Origin of the sequence: Paraburkholderia fungorum, assembly GCF_003610895.1 — a bacterium.
GTDB classification, from domain to species: domain Bacteria; phylum Pseudomonadota; class Gammaproteobacteria; order Burkholderiales; family Burkholderiaceae; genus Paraburkholderia; species Paraburkholderia fungorum_B.
The window spans coordinates 37,910-56,567 of sequence record NZ_MCAS01000012.1 but is presented as its reverse complement, the minus strand read 5'-3'; the positions used below and the strand labels follow the sequence as shown (position 1 = coordinate 56,567).

Below are 18,658 nucleotides of genomic sequence, written 5' to 3'. Positions count from 1 at the left end.
TCTCCCACATGCCGTCGAACTTGCCGTCTTCCGCACCCGCCGCGCCGAAACGCGATGCGCAATTCGTGCGCGTCGCCGAAACGCAGCGTGAACCGCTCAGCTTTTTTATCGACGGTCACGAGGTCTCCGCACTGCAAGGCGACACACTGCTCACCGCCGTGCTGATGCAGCAACGTCGCGTGCGCGAAAGCGAATTCAGCGGCGCACCACGCGCCGGCTTCTGCCTGATCGGCGCTTGCCAGGACTGCTGGATGCGTACCGAGGAAGGGATGCGTTTGCGCGCATGCTCGACCCTGGTGACACAGGGCATGCGCGTGATCACGCGGCTCGCCGAAGCGGCTTCCGGCGTTGCCGCCGCAGCCCCTGTCGCGAATGCTGCCGCCTGCGCTGCAACGGCAAACGGAGGCACGCAATGAGCGACGAACACCGCGTGGTTATCGTCGGCGCGGGACCGGCAGGCGTGCGCGCCGCCGAAACCCTGGTGGCAGCCGGCATCAGACCCATCGTGCTGGATGAAAACGCCCGCTGGGGCGGTCAGATCTATCGCCAGCCGCCAGCAAACGGTGCATTCCAGCGCTCGAAGAAAACACTCTACGGTTTTGAAGCGCACAAAGCCGAGGCATTGCATGAAACGATGGCCGCGCTTCTCCCTCAGATCGACTATCGTCCCGACACGCTGGCCTGGGCCTGCGAACCCGGCCGCCTCGACACGCTGCATGCTGGACGGGAAATCAGCGTGCCGTTTTCGCATCTGATCATCGCGAGCGGCGCCACGGATCGCGTGCTGCCCGTGCCGGGCTGGACGTTACCTGGGGTCTATACGCTGGGCGCGGCGCAAGTCGCGTTGAAAGCGCAAGGCTGTGCGATCGGTCAACGTGTGGTGCTCGCCGGTACCGGACCGCTGCTCTACCTCGTGGCCTACCAATACGTGAAAGCCGGCGCACACGTGATAGCCGTGCTCGATACGAGTCCGCTATCGCAGCAGATTGCCGCGGCGCCAAAACTCGCGCGGCAACCGGCGACTTTCGCCAAAGGGCTTTACTACGTAGGCTGGCTAAAGATGCGTGGCGTGCGGATCGAACGCGATGTGAGCCTGATCGGCATTCACGGCCAGCACGGCGTGAGCGCCATTGAATGGCGCGCCTCAAGCGGCGACTCGCAGAAGACCGAAACCCTCCCGTGCGACGCCGTTGGCATCAGCTTCGGCCTGAAGCCAGAAACCCAACTCGCCGATCTCGCCGGGTGCCGCTTCCGTTTCGATACGCACAACCGTTGCTGGCTGCCCGAGCTCGATCGCGCCGGGCGCAGCACCGTGCGCGGCATCTATCTGGCCGGCGACGGTGCGGGCATCGCCGGCGCCGACGCTGCCGAACTCGCCGGCCGCCGCACGGCGCTGGCGCTGCTCGACGATCTCGGCCGCGCGCATCCACGCGGCCCGGGCATGCGCGAGGCGGCCTCCCTCGAGCGCAGCCTGCAACATATCGCCGTGTTTCGCCAGGGTATCGAAGCGGCTTTTGCGCCGCCCACGGAATGCGCCGCGCAATGGCCCGACGACATGACCGTGTGCCGCTGCGAAGAAGTCGATGCGGGCACCTTGCGGCGCTGCATCCGCAGTGGCGAAGCGAACGAGATCAATCGTCTGAAGGCGCTCACGCGCGTCGGCATGGGGCGTTGCCAGGGCCGCATGTGCGGCGAGGCGGCATTGACGCTGCTAGCGCGTGAAACCGGCAAACCGCTCGAAACCGTAGGCCGCCTGCGCAGCCAGCCGCCCGTCAAACCGATTCCGCTCTCGCCTGCCATGTATGCCGACGACGTCGCCGAGATCCCCGAGGAGGCGCGCGATGAGTGACACCTTGCACTACGACGTCGCGATTGCGGGCGGCGGACTGGTCGGCTCATCGGCGGCGCTCGCGCTAGCGCGGCGCGGTTTGCGCGTGGGCCTGTTCGAGCGGCGTTATTGCGGCGCGCAGGCGAGCGGCGTGAACTACGGCGGCGTGCGCGTCCAGGGGCGGCCCGTCGAACAGATGCCGCTCGCCATGCGAGCGCGGCGCATCTGGGACAGCTTGCCGGAGCTGATCGGCATCGACGGCGAATTCGCCGTATCGGGACATTTGCGGCTGGCGCGTCGCGAAGCCGATCTTGCCGCACTCGAAGCCTGGGCGGAGATGGCTCTCGGCCACGGACAGCAAACGCAGTTGATTAGCGGCGCCACGTTCCGGCAACGCTATCCCTGGCTCGGCGCCGCTGCGATCGGCGGCTCGCTGTGTGCGAGCGACGGTCAGGCCAACCCGCGTCTGGTGTCACCCGCATTCGCCCGCGCCGCGCGCGCCGCAGGTGCGGACGTGCGCGAGCAGACCGAGCTGACCGAAATCCGTCACGACGGCACACGCTTCCAGTTGCGCGCGGGCGAAATGCGCATCAGCGCCGACTGGCTGATCAATTCGGCCGGGGCGTGGGCGAATACGGTGGCCGGATACTTCGGCGAAACCGCGCCGATGAAACCGATCTACCCGAACATGTGGGTCACCGAGCCGCTGCCGCTTTTCATCACGCACAACCTGGGCGTGGTCGGCGGCGGCATCTACGCCCGGCAGGTGGCGCGCGGCAATTGCGTGATTGGCGGCGGACGCGGACATGGCGACGGCGAATACGGTCAACCGTCGACGGCAACCACCCGCGCCGTCATGCGCGACGCGTGCGCCCTGCTGCCCGGGCTGCGCGAGGCGCTGCTGATCCGCACATGGAGCGGCGTGGAAGGCGAAACGCCCGACAGCAATCCGATCATCGGCGCGAGCCGCACAGTGCCGCGCCTGTTGCATGCGTTCGGCTTTTCGGGCGGCGGGTTTTTACTCGCGCCGGGGGTCGGGGAAGTCCTCGCGGATCTTGTGATCGACGGCGTCACCGCCACACCGCTCGATGCATTTTCGATTGACCGCTTCGCTGCTGTTACCACGCCATCCGTCGCCTTGTGATTGCCGGGTTATCGCCGGGTTATTGCCTGGTTATCGCCTGGCCACCACGTATTAGCTTGTTATCGCCTCGTCATCGTTTAGTGAAACTCAGGAGCCTCTCAATGAAACTGTTCAAGACGATCGCGGCGCTCGCCGCATTGTGCGCATTCGCTGCGGCCGCGCCGGCATGGTCGGAAACCAGAACGATCTATATCGGCATGAACGGCGGTCCGATGGAAAAGGCCTACACGAGCCAGGTGCTGCCCGACTTCGAGAAAGCCAACAACGTCAAAGTGGTCGTGGTGCCGGGCACGTCGTCGGATATTCTTGCCAAGCTGCTCGCCAACAAGGCCAATCCGCAAATCCACGTGGTGTTTCTCGACGACGGCGTGATGGCGCGCGCCGTCAGCATGGGCGTGTGCAAGAAGCTCGACGACGCACCGGTGCTCAAGGAGCTTTACCCGTTCGCGCGCATGAAGGACGACATGGGCGCGGGCGTGCAACTCGGCATGACCGGCATCGCGTACAACAAGAAGCTGTTCGCTGAAAAAGGCTGGGCGCCGCCGACGTCGTGGATGGACTTTGCCGATCCGAAGTACAAGGGCAAAGTGGTGTTCCAGTCGGCTTCGAGCAGCACCTTCGGCCTGCACGGCTTTCTGGCGATCAACCGTTTGATGGGCGGCAGCGAGCAGAACGTCGAACCGGGTTTCACGAAATGGGCGAGCACGGTCGGCCCGAACGTGGTGGAGTATGTGCCGAACTCGGCGAAGATTTCCGAAATGGTCCAGACCGGTGAAGCGGGCCTCTTTCCGCTGACGCCGACTGCCGTGAGCGATCTGCAGGACAAGGGCATTCCGGTCGGTTATGTGAATCCGAAAGAAGGCCCGGTGTTGCTGCTGGTCGATCTGTGCGTGGTCAACAACAACCCCGACCCGCAACTGGCGCAGAAACTCGCGCAGTTCCTGCTGTCCGCGCCGGCTCAGACCAAAGCGGCCGAGGCCGGCAAGCAGATTCCCACCAACCGTCTTGCGAAAATGACGCCGCCGATGCAGCAAAGCCTCGGCAACGTGGACGATCTGGTGAAGAAGGTGACCGTGGTGGATTGGGACACGATCAACGCACATCGCGCGCAGTGGGATACGCGCTGGAACCGGCAGATCGAGCGTTAATCAGAAGATCACTGAAATCGCCACGCCCAGCCAGATCGACAGGACGCCAGCAAGAAACATATGCCGCGCAATGCGGATGCGGGAATCGCTGGTTTCCGGCTCGACCGGGCTGGTTGCCATCCACGGCACGAGGCCGAGGCAGCCAAAGCCGATCATCGCAAACACGAAGACAAAGACTTCGGACACTCGCCATTTCGAGTGATCGAACACGCCCCAGTAGCCGAGAAAAACAATACCGATCGAGAAGATCGTGGCCGAAGCCGAACTGAGCGCGGGTACGGATCCGGTTGGACTCGGCATTGCTTTACCTCCGAAACGTTAGGCTGCTGTGGCCGTCCGCATCACCCGCGCCTGCGTCATTCAGGACGTACGGGTCTGCCTTGCTTCATACGTCTTCAGATGACTATAGGCGATTCGCAGCAGCGACAAGCCGTGTTCGCCCTTCTGCGCGTCGCCGCCGCGCGAAATCAGATCGCCAAGAATGTGATCCGCCTCGGTGTGCGAGTGGTTCTCGACGTCGCGCAGCATCGAAGCCGTGAGCGGTGAAGGCGTAAAGAGCGTTTGGGTGGCCCGGGCATCGAAATCCGGGCCCATCGTAAAGCCGTTGTGCTCCGCGACGCCACGACACTCGCCGAGCAGGTTCTCGACGATGCGCTTGCCGTCCGGCGCAGCCAGAATATCGCCGACCGAACCGCGCATCAAGCACGTGCTGGCCGCCAGCGTGGCCAGGAACACCCACTTTTCCCACATGCGCAGCAGGATGTTGTCGCTCACCACGGTATCGAAGTTGGCGCCGGCCATGGCGTCCGCAATCGCCTGAACGCGCTCGGACGTGCCGCCCTCCAGTTCGCCGAAGGTGATCGCATGCATTTCGTTCAGATGCACGATGTGCTGCTCGGGGCTGAGCGTCGCCGCGATCACGCACTGACCGCCCAGCACGCGCGCCGCACCGAACTTTTCCTTGAGCACCTCGATATGGCGCATGCCGTTGAGCAGCGGCAGGATCAGCGTCGACTCGCCGACCAGCGGGGCGAACGAATCGATCGCGTCGTCCAGACTGTAGGCTTTGCAACTGAGCAGCACCAGATCGAACGGCTCCGCGCCGACGCCGGCGAGAATCGTCTTGACGTCGAGCAACCTGAGATTGCCGCGCGGGCTGTTGACAATGAGACCGTCACGCGCGAGTTTTTCCGCCCGGCCCGGACGCACGAGGAAGGTCACGTCCTCGCCCGCCTCTGCGAGACGTCCGCCGAAATAGCCACCCAAGGCGCCCGCCCCTACTACTAGAATTCGCATCTTTTGCCTCTTGATAGATATGGGTCACGCGCATCGGATCGATCAGCCAGGGCTTTGAGAACCGCGTGCGCAGCATGTCTGCAGAAATGTAGCAAAGATTGACGATGCGCATCGGCCAGCCTGCCGGGCCGGATTGCCGCAATGCGCCGCTCCCGCACTGTGCCCGCGCTGTGCCGGGGCGCCTTCTTACGTCAGATCAATTGCCGCGCCGCCGGCCGCCCGCCATACTCCGGCGGGCATAAGGAAGGTACCGTGGCAAAGGGCGCGGTCCTGCAAGGTCGTTCTACAGTGTGCCGCAAACGGTGCGCTCGTAAAGCGCGAGCATTCCCGGCACATCCACGTCCACGCAGACCACGCTCTCGGGCCTGGTGTCCCAGGCCGGCGCGGGCACCGGCATGGTGGACGACTTCTGGATGGTTTGGCCCGCCGCGATACCGTCCGTCAGCACCCGCACCGGTCCACGGCGAGTCGTATAAAGATGCGGCGCCAGCACATAGGCGACCGCCGACGAGTCATGTACGTAGATACCCTTGAGTTGCGCGCTCAGCTCATGAAAGGCCTGATAGTGCCGCGACACGTCCCACACGAACTGCCCTGCCGCACCGCCGCGATCGCGCAGCGAAGCCAGATACGCCTCGCTCATGATGGTGCGCTGCGTGACGTCGAGCCCGACGATCGCAACCGGCCACGGCGCGCCGAACACCGCGTCGGCGGCATCGGGGTCGCCCGCAATGTTGGCTTCGGCAGCCGGCGTCACGTTGCCGAGCACGCCGTCCGTGCCGAACGCGCCGCCCATGATGACCACCTGCTTGACGAGCGAAGCGATCCGCGGATCGTCGGCGAGCGCCAATGCCAGGTTGGTGAGCGGGCCCACGGCGATCAGCGTGACCTCCCCCGGATGCGCGTGCACCGTGTCGATGATGAAGCGGTGTGCGGGGCGTGCGTCGAGCGCGGCTTCAGGAGCGCTTTCGAGCACGATGTTGCCCAGCCCGTTGTCGCCGTGAATCCACGCAACCGGCTCAGGCGCCGCGCGCTTGAGCGGCGCCGCGGCGCCTTGCGCAACCGGCACGCCCGGCGCGAACCGTGCGGCGAGAAAACGCGCGTTGCGCGTGGTGATCTCGATCGTGGTATTGCCGAATACGCTGGTGAGACCCAGCAACTCGATGTCCGGATGCAGCGCCTGAAAAACGAGCGCCATTGCATCGTCCACACCGGGATCGGTGTCGTAGATAACCTTATGCTTGCTCATAGATAAAACGCGTCCGGCAATTGTTCACGCGCGGTGGTATCGCGCGTCGCGCCATGCAGATTGCCGAGGCGGATCGGCAACTCAGGGCCGCCCAATTCGATGATCACCTGGCGGCAGGCGCCGCACGGTGCAATCGGCCCATCCGTATCGCCGATCACGGCAAGCGCAGCAAACTGGTCGCGCTGATAACCCGCGGCAATCGCACTGAAAAACGCCGTACGTTCAGCGCAATTACACAGACCGTATGAGGCGTTCTCGACGTTGCAGCCGTCGAATACCGTGCCGTCCCGGGTCAGCAGCGCGGCGCCGACCTTGAACTTCGAATAAGGCGCGTAGGCCTTTTCCCGCGCGACACCCGCGCGTTCCAGCAGTTGTTCCATGTTCATGCAGCGATCCTCAATTCAATTCAGCGTCAGAAACATGCCCGCAATCGTGGCGCTCATCAGGTTCGAGAGCGTCGCGGCGAGCACCACACGCAAGCCATAGCGCGCGACTTCGGCGCGGCGTTCCGGCGCGACGGCACTAAAACCGCCAGTCAGCACCGCGATCGACGCAAAGTTTGCGAAGCCGCACAGCGCAAACGACAGAATAGCAAGGGTACGCGGATCGAGCGCCTGCAGGCCGGCCGCGCTCACACTCGCGGCGTCTTTCAGATAGGGCGACAACGATGCATAAGCGACGAACTCGTTCAGAATGATCTTCTGGCCAAGGAAATTGCCGGCGATACCGGCCTCGCTCCACGGCACACCGATCAGATACGCAAGCGGCGCGAACACCGTGCCGAGCACCGACTGCATCGACAGTTGCGGATGGCCGAACCAGCCGCCGATACCGCCGACAATGCCGTTGAGCAACGCGATCAGACTGACGAACGCGATCAGCATGGCGCCCACCATCACCGCGATTTTGAGGCCCACGGTCGCGCCGGAACTCGCGGCTTCAATCACATTCGCGGGACGCTTTTCGTCGAAGCTCAGGTTCTCGAGATGCACGCGGCTCGCTTCGGTGCTCGGGTGAATGATCTTGGCGAACAGCAAGCCGCCGGGCACCGCCATGAACGACGCGGCCAGCAGATAGTCGACCCGCACGCCAAGGCCCGCGTAGCCCGCCAGCACCGAGCCGGCAATCGCCGCCATGCCGCTCGACATCACCGCGAACAGTTCGGCGCCGGTCATGTCGCGCGTGAACGGCTTGACCACGGCGGGCATTTCGCTTTGCCCGAGGAAGATCGTGGTGACGGCCGAGAACGATTCGAGCTTCGATACGCCGAGCAGCTTCTGGAATATCGTGCCGAGCACGAGCACGATCCAGCGCATCACGCCGATGTAGTACAGCACCGAAATGAGCGCGGTCACGAAGATGATGGCCGGCAACACCCGCACGGCGAACACAAAGCCGCCGTCGCCGAAGACCTGGAACATTTTCGCTTGCACGAGGCCGCCGAACAGAAACTCGATACCCGCGTTGCCATAGCCGAGTACGTGATTGACGCCCGAGGCGGCGGCGGAGAGAACCGTCTTGCCCGCCGGCACGAACAGAATGAAGGCCCCTATACCAACCTGCGCGAGCAGCGCCGGGATGACAGTCCGCAAGCGGATGGCGCGCCGGTTGGTCGAAAAGATGAATGCGATGAGTAGCAGTACGGCAATTCCGAGGATGTTTCGTGCAATCAGTGCCATGTCTCATGATCTTCTTGTGAAAGTGGCAACGATGCTAAACGAAACCGACGCCGGAAAAAACTCTAAACATCGCCTGACTCAAGTCCTGGCAAGCTTACGGTCGGCAACGGCGTTCATCGATACCAGTCGTTGTTAGATCAACGCCGTTCAGGTACCCTCACGCCACAGGCGTTTCCCGCTCCGGTCCTTCTGTCCTTACCGCAGCGTTGGCGCTCCGCGCGCCGTCTGACGCCTCGTTGCCGCTCTCACTCATGCTTAACGAGGTCGCCTATGAACGTCGGTATCTATGGAACACTCGTCACGGCTTCACTGGTTCTGTTGCTGGGCAACAGGCTGGTCGGATGGATCCCCCTGCTGCGCAGTTATACGATTCCCGAACCCGTTGCCGGCGGCCTTCTGGTGGCAATCGTCCTGTTGATCCTGCGCACCACGAGCCACATCGAAGTGCGCTTCGATACCGCGCTGCAAGCGCCGCTCATGCTCGCATTCTTCGCGACCATCGGTCTTAACGCCAACCTCGCGAGCCTCAGGTCGGGCGGTCCGCTGCTGCTGCGTTTTCTCGGTCTCGTGATCGGCCTGCTGATCCTGCAAAATGCAGTAGGCATCGCGCTCACTTATCTATTGGGCATTGATCCGCTGTACGGCCTGCTGGTCGGCTCAATCACGTTGTCCGGCGGTCATGGCACAGGCGCTGCATGGAGCAAGGTGTTCGCCGAACACCACGGGCTTCAGTCCGCCACGGAGGCCGCGATCGCCTGTGCGACCTTCGGCCTCGTGATGGGCGGGATTCTCGGCGGTCCGGTGGCGCGTGTGCTGATGCGGCAAGTCGCCGGGAAGCACCCCGCGCGCGCCGAAATACCTCCCCGGAGTCACGCCGGCAACGCCGTTGATGCCCCCGCCGATAACCGCCTCGAGGCGCACACCGAAGCGCCGCTTGCTTTCGAAGAACCCAAGGCCGAACAGGCCACCACACCTGCCGCCTTCATCGAGACGCTCGCGCTGATTGCGATCAGCCTCGCGGCCGGCGAAGCACTTGGCCAACTATTGGCCGGCACGGCGATCGAGCTGCCGACGTTTGTCTGCGTGCTATTCGTCGGCGTGTTGCTCAGTAATGCACTCGGGCTCGCGGGCAAACCCGTTCTCGATCACGCCGTCGCCCTGCTCGGCAATGTGAGTCTCGCGCTATTCCTCGCCATGGCGCTGATGACGCTCAAGCTCTGGGACCTCGCCTCGCTCGCACTGCCGGTGATTTCGATTCTCGTCGCGCAGACCATTCTGATGGCGCTCTATGCGATCTTCGTCACGTTCCGCGTGATGGGCCGCAACTACGATGCCGTCGTGCTCGCATCCGGTCATTGCGGATTCGGCCTGGGCGCCACGCCCACCGCCATTGCGAATATGCAGGCCGTCACGGCCCGCTTCGGCCATTCGCATCTCGCCTTTCTGGTGGTGCCGATGGTGGGCGCCTTCTTTATCGACATCGCCAATGCGATCGTCATCAAGGGGTTTCTGGCTTTGCCGATCTTTCATTAGCGGATGTCGCGGCTGCGCGTTTGCGGTCACGGACACCGCAACGCGCAGCCGCAACGCGCAGCCGATCTCAGATCACTTCCAATGCCAGCGCAATCCCCTGGCCGCCGCCGATACATAACGTGACGATGCCGCGTTTCAAGCCGTCACGGCGCATCGAATGCAGCAGACGTGTCGTCAATACCGCACCCGTCGCGCCGATCGGATGACCATGGGCAATCGCGCCGCCTTGCACGTTGATCAGTTCTTGCGCGATGCCGAGTCTGCGCGCCACCGCGATCGGCACGGCCGCGAAAGCCTCATTGATCTCGAAGCGTTCGACGTCCCCGAGTTGCCAACCCGCGCGGGCCAGGGCCATTTGCACAGCCGGCACCGGGCCAAGACCGAACAGGCCCGGCTCGACTGCCGCAACGCCATACGCCACCAGCCGCGCGAATGGTTCGATGCCGCGCGCCTCGGCAAACCCGCGCTCGGCGACCAGCATCGCTGCTGCGCCGCTATTCAATCCTGGCGCGTTGCCCGCGGTAATCGTGCCGTCCGGGCGGAAGGCCGGGCGCAGTCTGGCGAGCGTTTCGACGGTGGTATCCGGGCGCGGCTGTTCGTCGCTCGAAAAATACTGCGGACCTTTGCGACCCGGGATTTCGACGGTGACCAGTTCAGCGTCGAAATCGCCGCGCGCCTGCGCTTCGGCAAAGCGCTGTTGAGACCGCGCGGCCCAACGGTCCTGCGTTTCGCGCGTGAGGTCGAACTGCGTGACGAGGTCTTCGGTATGCCAGCCGGAATGCTCGCCGGAAAACGCGTCGTTCAGGCCGTCGCGCAGCAGGCTGTCGTGAATCTGCGCGTTGCCCATCCGGTAGCCCCAGCGGCCGCCGTCGAGCAAATACGGCGCACGGTCCATGTTTTCCATGCCACCGGCCACCGCTGCGTCACCGAGGCCAAGCCAGATTTCCTGCGCCGCGGATGCAATCGCCTGCGCGCCCGAACCGCACACACGGTTGACCGTCAACGCCGGCACGGCCACCGGCACGCCGCCGCCAATCGACGCCTGACGCGCCGGGTTCATCCGGTTGCCGGCCTGAATCACGTTGCCCATCACCACCGATGCCAACGCAGCCGGATCCAGCCCGCTGCGCCGCAGCGTCTCACGCACCGCAATTGCGCCAAGTTCGGTTGCGGGCACCTCTTTCAACGATCCGCCGAATGCGCCAATCGGCGTTCTCACCGGATTGCAGATCACTACTTCTCGCGTACTCATCGCTCATCTCCAGTTGGACTACCCATTTCACTCATTGCGTCACCATGTCCGCGCATATCAATTCGCGGATGCGGCTGTGACCGTTTCAGGCACATCCCAGCCGCCGCCGAGCGAGCGGTACAGCGCGACGGCCGAGAGCGCATGCTCGCGTTTGGCCTGATTCAACGATTCCGCATCGCGCAGATACGCCTCCTGCGCCGCGAGCACGTCGAGGAAACTCGACGCACCGCCCTTGTAAAGCTCACTCGACAGGCGCAGCGCCTGGTTCGATGCATCGAGCGCGCCGCCTAGGCGTTGCACCTGCACCGCGCCATTCACGAGATCGCTGCGGTTGTCCTCGATCTCCTTGAGCGCCTGCAACATGGTCTGCTGCAGGCCGAGTTGCGACTCGCGCATCCGGCTCTCGCTCGCGTCGATGTTCGCGGTGATGCGGCCGGCATTGAAGATCGGACTCGTCGCGTTCAACGCGGCGCTGAAGAGGTTATCGGTCAGCGTCGGCAAGCCGAGGTAGGACGAGGCCAGCAAACCGTCCGCGAGATTGAGCCTGAACTGCGGATAGCGCTGCGCTTTCGACACGCCCACTTCCGCCGCGCGCTGCTCTACCGTGGCGTAGGCATTGCGCACGTCGGGCCGCTGCAACAGCGCCTCGGACGGCAAGGTCTGCGGCACGCTTTGCGCAGGCACCGGAATGTCGCGAACCTGATGCGGATCGGCCAGCAGCAAACCGTCGACGCTCTCCGGCGTACGCCCCGAATACACCGCGATAAGACTCAGTTGATGCTGCACGGTCGACTGCATGCGCGGAATCTGCGCCTGCAAATCCTCCAACTGGTTCTGCGCACGCGCGACGTCGAGTTGCGTCGACAGGCCGTAATGCAAACGCCGCTGCGTGAGCGTCAACGCGCGGGCGCGAATCTGTTCGTTGTCGCTGAGAATCTGCAGTTGCGCTTGCGCCCAGCGCAGATCGATATATGCCGCCGCGGTGTTCGCCGCGAGTGCCAGACGCAGTTGATTCAATGCTGCCTGCCGCCCCGACACTTGCGCCTGAGCTGCGAGAACGGCAAGACGTTCGCCGCCGAACACGTCCGGCGTCCAGCTCGCCGTCACGCCGATGCCGGCCTGACGCACATAGCCGAGCGGCGGCGGCGTGTTCTGGCGAGAATCCGCCGCGCTCGCACTGGCGTCCAGTTCGGGCAGCAAGGCCGCGCGATTTTGCGTCGCGATATCCTGCGCCTGCTTGACGCGCTCCACCGCGGCTTGCACGTCGAGATTGCCCGTCAGCACCGATTCCACCAGCTGATGCATGACCGGGTCGCCAAATTGCGCCCACCACGTATCGGCATTGATGCTGTCTTCGCGCGCCTCCACATTCCACGCGGCCGGTGCGACGGTTTGAACCGACTGCTTCAGATCCGCATGCGTTGCCGGTTGCACCGCGCATGCCGCCAGCGTCAGCAGTGCGGCGCTCGCGAGTACTTTGATAACGATTGGTTTCATGCCGAATTCCTCAATGAGCGTCGGGCGGCGGTGCGGTATTGCCAAACGGCCGCGAGAACAGCACGCTCAGCAAACCGGCGACAAAACAGAGCGACAGTACAAAGAACGTGTCGGAGAACGTGAGCACGAGTGCTTCGCGCATCAGCAGCGCATGTAACTGGCCGAGACCCGCATTGGCCGCATTCAGCGCATCGCCGCCGACTTGCGCGAAGTGCGCGCTTTGCTGCTGCAAGATCGACTCGACCACCGGACGGCCCGCGCTCAGATGTTCATCGAGCCGTTCGTAATGGAGATTCAGGCGATCGTTGAGCATCGTGCTGCTCACGGCAATGCCAATCGCGCCGCCCAGATTGCGCATCAGGTTGAACAGGCCGCTGGCGGAACGAAGCCTCGACATCGGCAACGAACCTAGCGCCATCGTCACGATGGGTGGAATGCAGAACTGTTGGCCGATGCCACGCAAGGCCTGTGGAATCAGCAACTCCTGCCAGCCCCACTGGTTGGTCAGCGGTACATACAGATAACAGCCGACGCCGAACAGCACGAGGCCGAACACCAGCAGGATCCGCATGTCGACAAAGCGCGCGACAACCGAATAGACAAGCATCGCGGCCAATTGAAAACAGCCGACCGACAATAGCGCCACGCCGATTTGCAACGAATCGAACCCACGCACCCGCGACAGGAACACGGGCGTCAGGAACACCGCGCAGAAAATCCCGATCCCGGTGATGAACGACAGCAGACTGCCAATCCCGAAGTTGCGGATCGCCAGCGCGCGCAAATCGACGATCGGCTCTTTCGCGGTGAACGCGTGCACGATGAACAGGAAGCCGCAGATCGCCGCGATCCAGGTGCAGGTCACGATCACGTCGTCGCCGAACCAGTTCTTGCGCGGCCCTTCCTCGAGCACGTATTCAAGGCAACCGAGAAAGCCGGACATCAGCAGGATGCCCAGGTAATCGCCCTTCTTCAGCAAAGACAGATCGACGTTGTCGAAGTGCACGTACCTCGGCACCATCAGCGTGACGACCGCACCCGGCACCAGGTTCAGATAGAACAGCCAGTGCCACGACCATTGCGACGTGATCCAGCCGCCGATCACCGGGCCGACGGTCGGCGCGAGTGTGGCGAGCGCGCTGATGGTGGTGGAGGCAATCAGGCGCTGCTTGCCGGGAAACAGCACGAACGCCGTGGTGAACACCGTTGGGATCATCGCGGCGCCGAGCGCGCCCTGCAAACCGCGGAACAGGATCATCGAGTTGATGTCCCACGCGAGACCGCACAACATGCTGGTGATCGTGAAGCCGAGCGCGGAAAACGCGAACACCCAACGCGTCGAGAATACGCGGGTGAGCCAGCCGGACATCGGAATCACCAGAATTTCAGCGATCAGATATGAGGTCTGCACCCACGAGAGTTCGTCCTGGCTCGCGGACAAGCCGCCGCCGATGTCCTTGAGCGACGACGCAACGATCTGAATATCGAGCGTCGCCATGAAAAAGCCGACGCACATCAACGTGAACGCCAGGACTTTGGTTCGCGTCGGCAGATCGGCGGGGTTGGCGAGAACTTGAGTCATGATCGGCTCAGCCACGCGCCGGCGCGTTGTTCGCGTTGCCGGCGTCGACATGCACCCTTACGGTCGCCGACAATCCGGGCCGCAGCACGCCTTGCATGTCTTTCGGCACGTCGAGGCGCACGCGCACGGGCACGCGTTGCACGATCTTCGTAAAGTTGCCGGTGGCGTTCTCTGCCGGCAACACGCTGAAGGTCGCGCCGGTCGCGGGCGCGAGGCTCTCGACCACGCCGTGAATCCGTTTGCTCGACGCATCCAGATCGACATCGACACCGTCGCCAACGTGCATCTTCTTCAACTGGTCTTCCTTGAAGTTGGCGTCGATCCACAGTCCGCTCGACGGCACCACGGTCAGCAGCGACACGCCCGTGTTCGCCAGCAGGCCGACGCGCGCGGTGCGGTTGCCGACGTAACCGTCGATCGGCGAGCGGATCGTGGTGTACTCCACATTCAGGGCCGCGACTCGTTGCGCCGCCTGCGCCGTGGCGATGCGCGCCTGGGCGTCGCCGATCTGCGCGTCGAGCACGGCGATCTGCCGTTGCGCGGCGATCAATGCCGCACTGCTGCGGTCGACCGCGGCATGCGCCTTGGACAGATCGGCGTCCGCGCGTTCCACGACCTGATTCGATACCGCGTCGTCCTTCACCAGTTCGCGATAGCGCGTCTGATCGGCGGCGCTGCGCGTCAACTCGGCGCCGGACGCGCGAACCTCGGCGGCCTGCTCATTGATGGTGGCAAGCTGCAAGGATTTCTTCGCCTGCAATTCGGTGACGGCGGCCTGCGCGCTCTCGACTTCCGCACTGGCTTGCGCGAGGCGTGCGTCGTAATCGCGCGCATCGAGCCGGATCAATACCTGATTCGCGTGGACGAACTGGTTGTCGCGCACCAGCACGTCAGTCACGAAGCCATTTACCTTCGGCGACATCACGGTCACATCGCCGCCGACGTAAGCGTCGTCCGTGGTTTCGACAAAGCGGCCGACGAAGAACCAGTAGGACGCGGCAAGCGCCAGCACGGCGAGCACCGTGATGATCGCGAGCAGCATCCACGGAATGCGCCGTGCCGGTCTGGCGGCGTTTGCCACGCTGGGCGGCGCGATAGTCGAAGGTGTAGTGGACATGATGTTCGTATGTGTGTATGCACTCGTTACGTTGAGAAAACAGCGCGTGAGATAACGCCGCCCCTGGGTCGCCCTACTCGCGACCGTTAGATTGAATCCCGTGTGATGGCGAACAGTTCGCCTCGCAATGCCGCCGCGCGCCGCTCGCCGAAACGGTGTTCGAATTCGGCCTGGGCTGCATACCAATGTTCACGTCCTGCCTTAAGACGCTGTTCACCCGCGGCAGTCAGCGCAATCGTCAACGCCCGCGCGTCCGCACCCAGCGCCTCGCTCGACACCAGACCGTTGCGGCGCAGCGGCTGGATCGTACGGACCAGCGTGGTGCGCTCCATGCGCATGGCTTCCGCCATTTGTTTCATCGTCATGGGCCCGGTGCGCTTGAGCCGCCCCAGCAGCGAAAACTGTGTGATGGTCAAGCCAACATTTGCCAGGTGCCGGTCGTATATCTGCGACACATAGCGTGCGGCCTGGCGGATCGCAAAGCAGTCGTCGTCGAAGAGCCCGTCCATCACTGCGTTTCCCTTTCGTGAGTGCGTATGCACATAATCAGGTAAACCAAAGCCCGCCGAAACGAGCTGATCCATTGTGTCTATCCGGTGATGCTGAAGAGTTCGGCGCGTAGCGCCTTGGCCCGCGCATGGCCGAACTTTTCCTCGAACTCGTTCTGCGCGGCACGCCATGCGATAGCCGCCTGATCGAAGGTCGTCTCGCCCTGCTTCGTGAGACTGAACAAAAACGTGCGGCCGTCATGCTCCGCCGGTTCGGCGACCACCAGCCCGTCACGCTGCAACGGCTTCATGGCACGCACGAGCGTAGTGCGCTCCATCACCATGGTGTCAGCCAGATCCAGCATCGCCAGATTCGGCGTGCGTGCGAGCTTGGCGAGAATGGTGAACTGCGCAGCCGTGAGCCCGACCTGGCCGAGATGGCGCTCGTAAATCTGCGTGACGTGCCGGGCCGCCTGGCGCAGCGCGAAACAGTTGCATTCGTCGTAAGAGAGTGGACGGTTCATGCTCGGCAGTCTATATGTGCATACGCACAGCGTCAAGTTTGCAGGCGTTGAACACTGTGTTGCGAAATCTGCTCAACGGGCCTATCCGAAGCGGACCTTCATACATACGTCTGTTTGAAATTTCCCTGTAAGGTCCGTGGGCTGGTGAGAAAACCCATGGATCGAGTTTGGATTATTGCCACTATATACAAGTCCGCAGCAGCGGCTTAATGTTCACCCGCAAACATTAAATCTAATAGCGTCTAAACTTCTAATAACGGGCCAAGGAGACATTAATGTCATCCAGAACGACTCCAGCGAGATTCGCAATCCAGATTGAATATGCCACACCGATTATCCGCATTAGCGCGACCCCGGTTCTGGCTGATCCGCACCGCTCCACCTGACGAGAAATCCGCCCGCCTTGCGGGCTGGCTCAAGCGGCCGTTCAGGATGGCCCGCGAGCCTGTTTAAGCGCCGTCGAGCCTGGCTATGGCAGAGATAAACCGCGGGCCGATATGCGGATGCGCGGACACATCTGTTCAGATAACAATCGAAGGACAGATCAGCACAGCGACACGGAGTCCGATAAATCGGGCGATCCAATCGGGTGGCGTAATCGACGCAATTAATAACGAACAACGAACGACGATTCACGAGGAGACAAACAATGACATTCAAACGGCGCAACGGTTTATCCGCCGCGACACACCTCGCCGCACTCATGCTGCCTGTCGTGCTCGCGGCCTGCGGCGGTGGCAAAACAGACGACCCGGCCGCCGTCGCCGTGCCCCAGTGTTCCGGCAGTTCCTGCCCGCCACAGGGCCAACCACCCGGCACCCCCGTCGTCGCGGCCAAACTGTGCCCCGACGCACTCGACTATTCGACCACCTATACCGGCGGCTCGGGCAGCGGCGAATACGTCAAAATGAAATTCGATTCGACGAAGAAGCAGTACCAGATGACCTTCATCGAATCGGCCGTGCCGACTTCGGCGGGCCAGGTCAACAACACGCGCGCCGGCATGACCATCACCGGCGACTACGACAACCCGAGCGGCGCGTTTGCGCTGCCGACCGCCGAGCAGAACCGCTGCGCGATCATGCTGAAGAACGGCAAGACCGCCGACGGCAGCTATAGCGTCACGATCAATCCGCAGGACCCGCCGATGCTGTTCGTTGGCCAGGGCATCATCGGCGGAGGCATTCCAGGGGCGACGATTCAGTTCGACGGACTCGAACCCTTCCCGGGATTCCTGATCGGCGCCGTGCCGTCACGCACGTTCGACTCGTATCCGTTCCTCGGCTTCAGCCAAACCGTCACCGACTTCACGCAGGTGGCCGGCGCCTATAACGAACTGGGATTCCGCGTGAACCCGGAAGGCAGCTTCGCACAGAGCGCCGACGGCCAGTCGATGACCGGCTGGTCGCCGACCGCGATTCAGGCCAGCGAGACACTCAACGCGGACGGCACCTGTACGGCCGATTCGTCGCTGTACTCGTGCGCGATGACCGGCACGCCGTGGACGCTGCGCACCAATGCCGATGGCACGCCGGACAACGTATTCGTCAGCGCGAGTTTGCCGAGCACTCTGAGTTATCCCGCCGCCGGCGTGGGCGTGCTGCAACTGCTCTTCTCGCAGAGCCTCGCGCACGGCATCATGATCGTCGGCAAGGTGAACAACCAGCTCGTGCCGGTCGTGATTCGCGTCGGCTATGCGCATACCGATGCGAACCCGCTCAACATCACGAACAACGCCCTCGACGATCAGCTCGGCATCTCGCTGCTGGCGCCCGCCACGAAGATCGCCCAAACAGCGCTAAGCGGCGGATATATCGGCGCCAACAGCGCTTCGGCGTGCGGCGTGGTGACCAGCATCGGCCAGGGTCCAACGGCGATCTTCTTCAACGGGCAGTTGGTCTATGTCGCCGTGGGCACGTGCGGCGACGGCAGCGCCTCGTTCAATGCCGGTGTGAACTACGGCGCCACCTTGTTCCAGAGTCCGTCGGCCGCGTTGCTCAATCCATTCACCTCGTCGGTATCGAGTAACTTCTCGCTCGACTTCACGCAGACGCAGCCCGGCCTCGTCAAGGTAACCGCGAACAAGGACCTGATGTCCGGCGGCACCGCAATCTACAAGGCGGGGGACAGCGGGGTGATGGTGAGGGTGGGCCCGGTGTACGGTCTGCTGATGAACGGGGTCAATCAACCTGCGCTCACCTACGATCCGGCGAACTATGCCGGCAAGGTGAATCCGTTTCTGTCGATTGGAGCGTTTGTGCAGTAGGTACCGCCGCGCTGGAAATGGAAAACGGCTCACTGGCGTAATCCGGTGAGCCGTT

General features: G+C 63.2%; 17 protein-coding genes. 6 read left to right on the top strand and 11 right to left on the bottom strand.

Annotated elements, in window-relative coordinates; genetic code table 11:
- Positions 1–8 precede the first annotated feature (8 nt).
- The 4 genes from BCY88_RS13010 to BCY88_RS12995 all read left to right on the top strand — a co-directional run bounded on the left by BCY88_RS13010 (position 9) and on the right by BCY88_RS12995 (position 4,120).
- On the top strand, positions 9–416 hold the full coding sequence (locus BCY88_RS13010) for a (2Fe-2S)-binding protein (protein WP_120344643.1): 408 nt from the start codon (positions 9–11) through the stop codon (positions 414–416).
- Positions 413–1,849 carry an FAD/NAD(P)-dependent oxidoreductase gene (locus BCY88_RS13005; RefSeq protein WP_120344642.1) on the top strand — a complete coding sequence of 479 codons (1,437 nt, stop codon included), beginning with the start codon at positions 413–415 and terminating at the stop codon, positions 1,847–1,849. The genes BCY88_RS13010 and BCY88_RS13005 overlap by 4 nt, the downstream gene beginning before the upstream one ends.
- On the top strand, positions 1,842–2,972 hold the full coding sequence (locus tag BCY88_RS13000) for an NAD(P)/FAD-dependent oxidoreductase (RefSeq protein WP_120344641.1): 1,131 nt from the start codon (positions 1,842–1,844) through the stop codon (positions 2,970–2,972). Before BCY88_RS13005 ends, BCY88_RS13000 begins: the two co-directional genes overlap by 8 nt.
- Positions 2,973–3,073: 101 nt before the next feature.
- Positions 3,074–4,120: an ABC transporter substrate-binding protein gene (locus BCY88_RS12995; protein ID WP_120344640.1), complete on the top strand. Its 1,047-nt coding sequence runs from the start codon at positions 3,074–3,076 to the stop codon at positions 4,118–4,120.
- On the opposite strand, the gene BCY88_RS12990 is transcribed toward BCY88_RS12995, so the two are convergent.
- The 5 genes from BCY88_RS12990 to BCY88_RS12970 form a co-directional block, all read right to left on the bottom strand.
- On the bottom strand, positions 4,121–4,420 hold the full coding sequence (locus BCY88_RS12990; protein ID WP_120344639.1) for a hypothetical protein: 300 nt from the start codon (positions 4,418–4,420) through the stop codon (positions 4,121–4,123). It abuts the gene before it with no gap.
- Positions 4,421–4,480: 60 nt separating this feature from the next.
- On the bottom strand, positions 4,481–5,416 hold the full coding sequence (gene panE, locus BCY88_RS12985; protein ID WP_120344638.1) for a 2-dehydropantoate 2-reductase: 936 nt from the start codon (positions 5,414–5,416) through the stop codon (positions 4,481–4,483).
- 283 nt (positions 5,417–5,699) lie between these two features.
- A complete protein-coding gene (locus BCY88_RS12980) occupies positions 5,700–6,665 on the bottom strand; it encodes a nucleoside hydrolase (protein ID WP_120344637.1) in 966 nt (321 codons plus the stop codon).
- The gene (locus tag BCY88_RS12975; protein WP_120344636.1) at positions 6,662–7,051 is read right to left on the bottom strand and encodes a cytidine deaminase; all 390 of its coding nucleotides are present in this window, start codon (positions 7,049–7,051) and stop codon (positions 6,662–6,664) included. Before BCY88_RS12975 ends, BCY88_RS12980 begins: the two co-directional genes overlap by 4 nt.
- A gap of 15 nt (positions 7,052–7,066) precedes the next feature.
- Positions 7,067–8,344: a NupC/NupG family nucleoside CNT transporter gene (locus BCY88_RS12970; RefSeq protein WP_120344635.1), complete on the bottom strand. Its 1,278-nt coding sequence runs from the start codon at positions 8,342–8,344 to the stop codon at positions 7,067–7,069.
- Positions 8,345–8,614: 270 nt separating this feature from the next.
- Here BCY88_RS12970 and gltS point away from each other — a divergent pair, with 270 nt between their 5' ends.
- Positions 8,615–9,877, top strand: a complete 1,263-nt coding sequence (gene gltS, locus BCY88_RS12965; protein ID WP_120344634.1) for a sodium/glutamate symporter — start codon at positions 8,615–8,617, stop codon at positions 9,875–9,877.
- 67 nt (positions 9,878–9,944) lie between these two features.
- Here the strand turns inward: gltS and BCY88_RS12960 are convergent, their stop codons facing one another.
- From BCY88_RS12960 to BCY88_RS12935, 6 genes are all read right to left on the bottom strand, one after another.
- The gene (locus tag BCY88_RS12960; RefSeq protein WP_120344633.1) at positions 9,945–11,129 is read right to left on the bottom strand and encodes a thiolase family protein; all 1,185 of its coding nucleotides are present in this window, start codon (positions 11,127–11,129) and stop codon (positions 9,945–9,947) included.
- Between the two features lie 57 nt (positions 11,130–11,186).
- Entirely contained in the window at positions 11,187–12,626 is a 1,440-nt protein-coding gene (locus BCY88_RS12955; RefSeq protein ID WP_120344632.1) for an efflux transporter outer membrane subunit, read from the bottom strand.
- Between the two features lie 10 nt (positions 12,627–12,636).
- The gene (locus BCY88_RS12950; RefSeq protein ID WP_120344993.1) at positions 12,637–14,208 is read right to left on the bottom strand and encodes a DHA2 family efflux MFS transporter permease subunit; all 1,572 of its coding nucleotides are present in this window, start codon (positions 14,206–14,208) and stop codon (positions 12,637–12,639) included.
- 7 nt (positions 14,209–14,215) lie between these two features.
- The gene (locus BCY88_RS12945; RefSeq protein ID WP_183081354.1) at positions 14,216–15,325 is read right to left on the bottom strand and encodes an HlyD family secretion protein; all 1,110 of its coding nucleotides are present in this window, start codon (positions 15,323–15,325) and stop codon (positions 14,216–14,218) included.
- Positions 15,326–15,411: 86 nt separating this feature from the next.
- Positions 15,412–15,834 (bottom strand): MarR family winged helix-turn-helix transcriptional regulator, encoded by a 423-nt coding sequence (locus BCY88_RS12940; RefSeq protein WP_120344630.1) that lies wholly within the window; start codon positions 15,832–15,834, stop codon positions 15,412–15,414.
- A gap of 80 nt (positions 15,835–15,914) precedes the next feature.
- Positions 15,915–16,337 (bottom strand): MarR family winged helix-turn-helix transcriptional regulator, encoded by a 423-nt coding sequence (locus BCY88_RS12935; RefSeq protein WP_120344629.1) that lies wholly within the window; start codon positions 16,335–16,337, stop codon positions 15,915–15,917.
- Between the two features lie 649 nt (positions 16,338–16,986).
- On the opposite strand from BCY88_RS12935, the gene BCY88_RS12930 reads away from it, so the two are divergent.
- Positions 16,987–18,603, top strand: coding sequence for a DUF2957 domain-containing protein (locus BCY88_RS12930; RefSeq protein WP_404935690.1), 1,617 nt, complete (start codon positions 16,987–16,989; stop codon positions 18,601–18,603).
- Positions 18,604–18,658 lie beyond the last annotated feature (55 nt).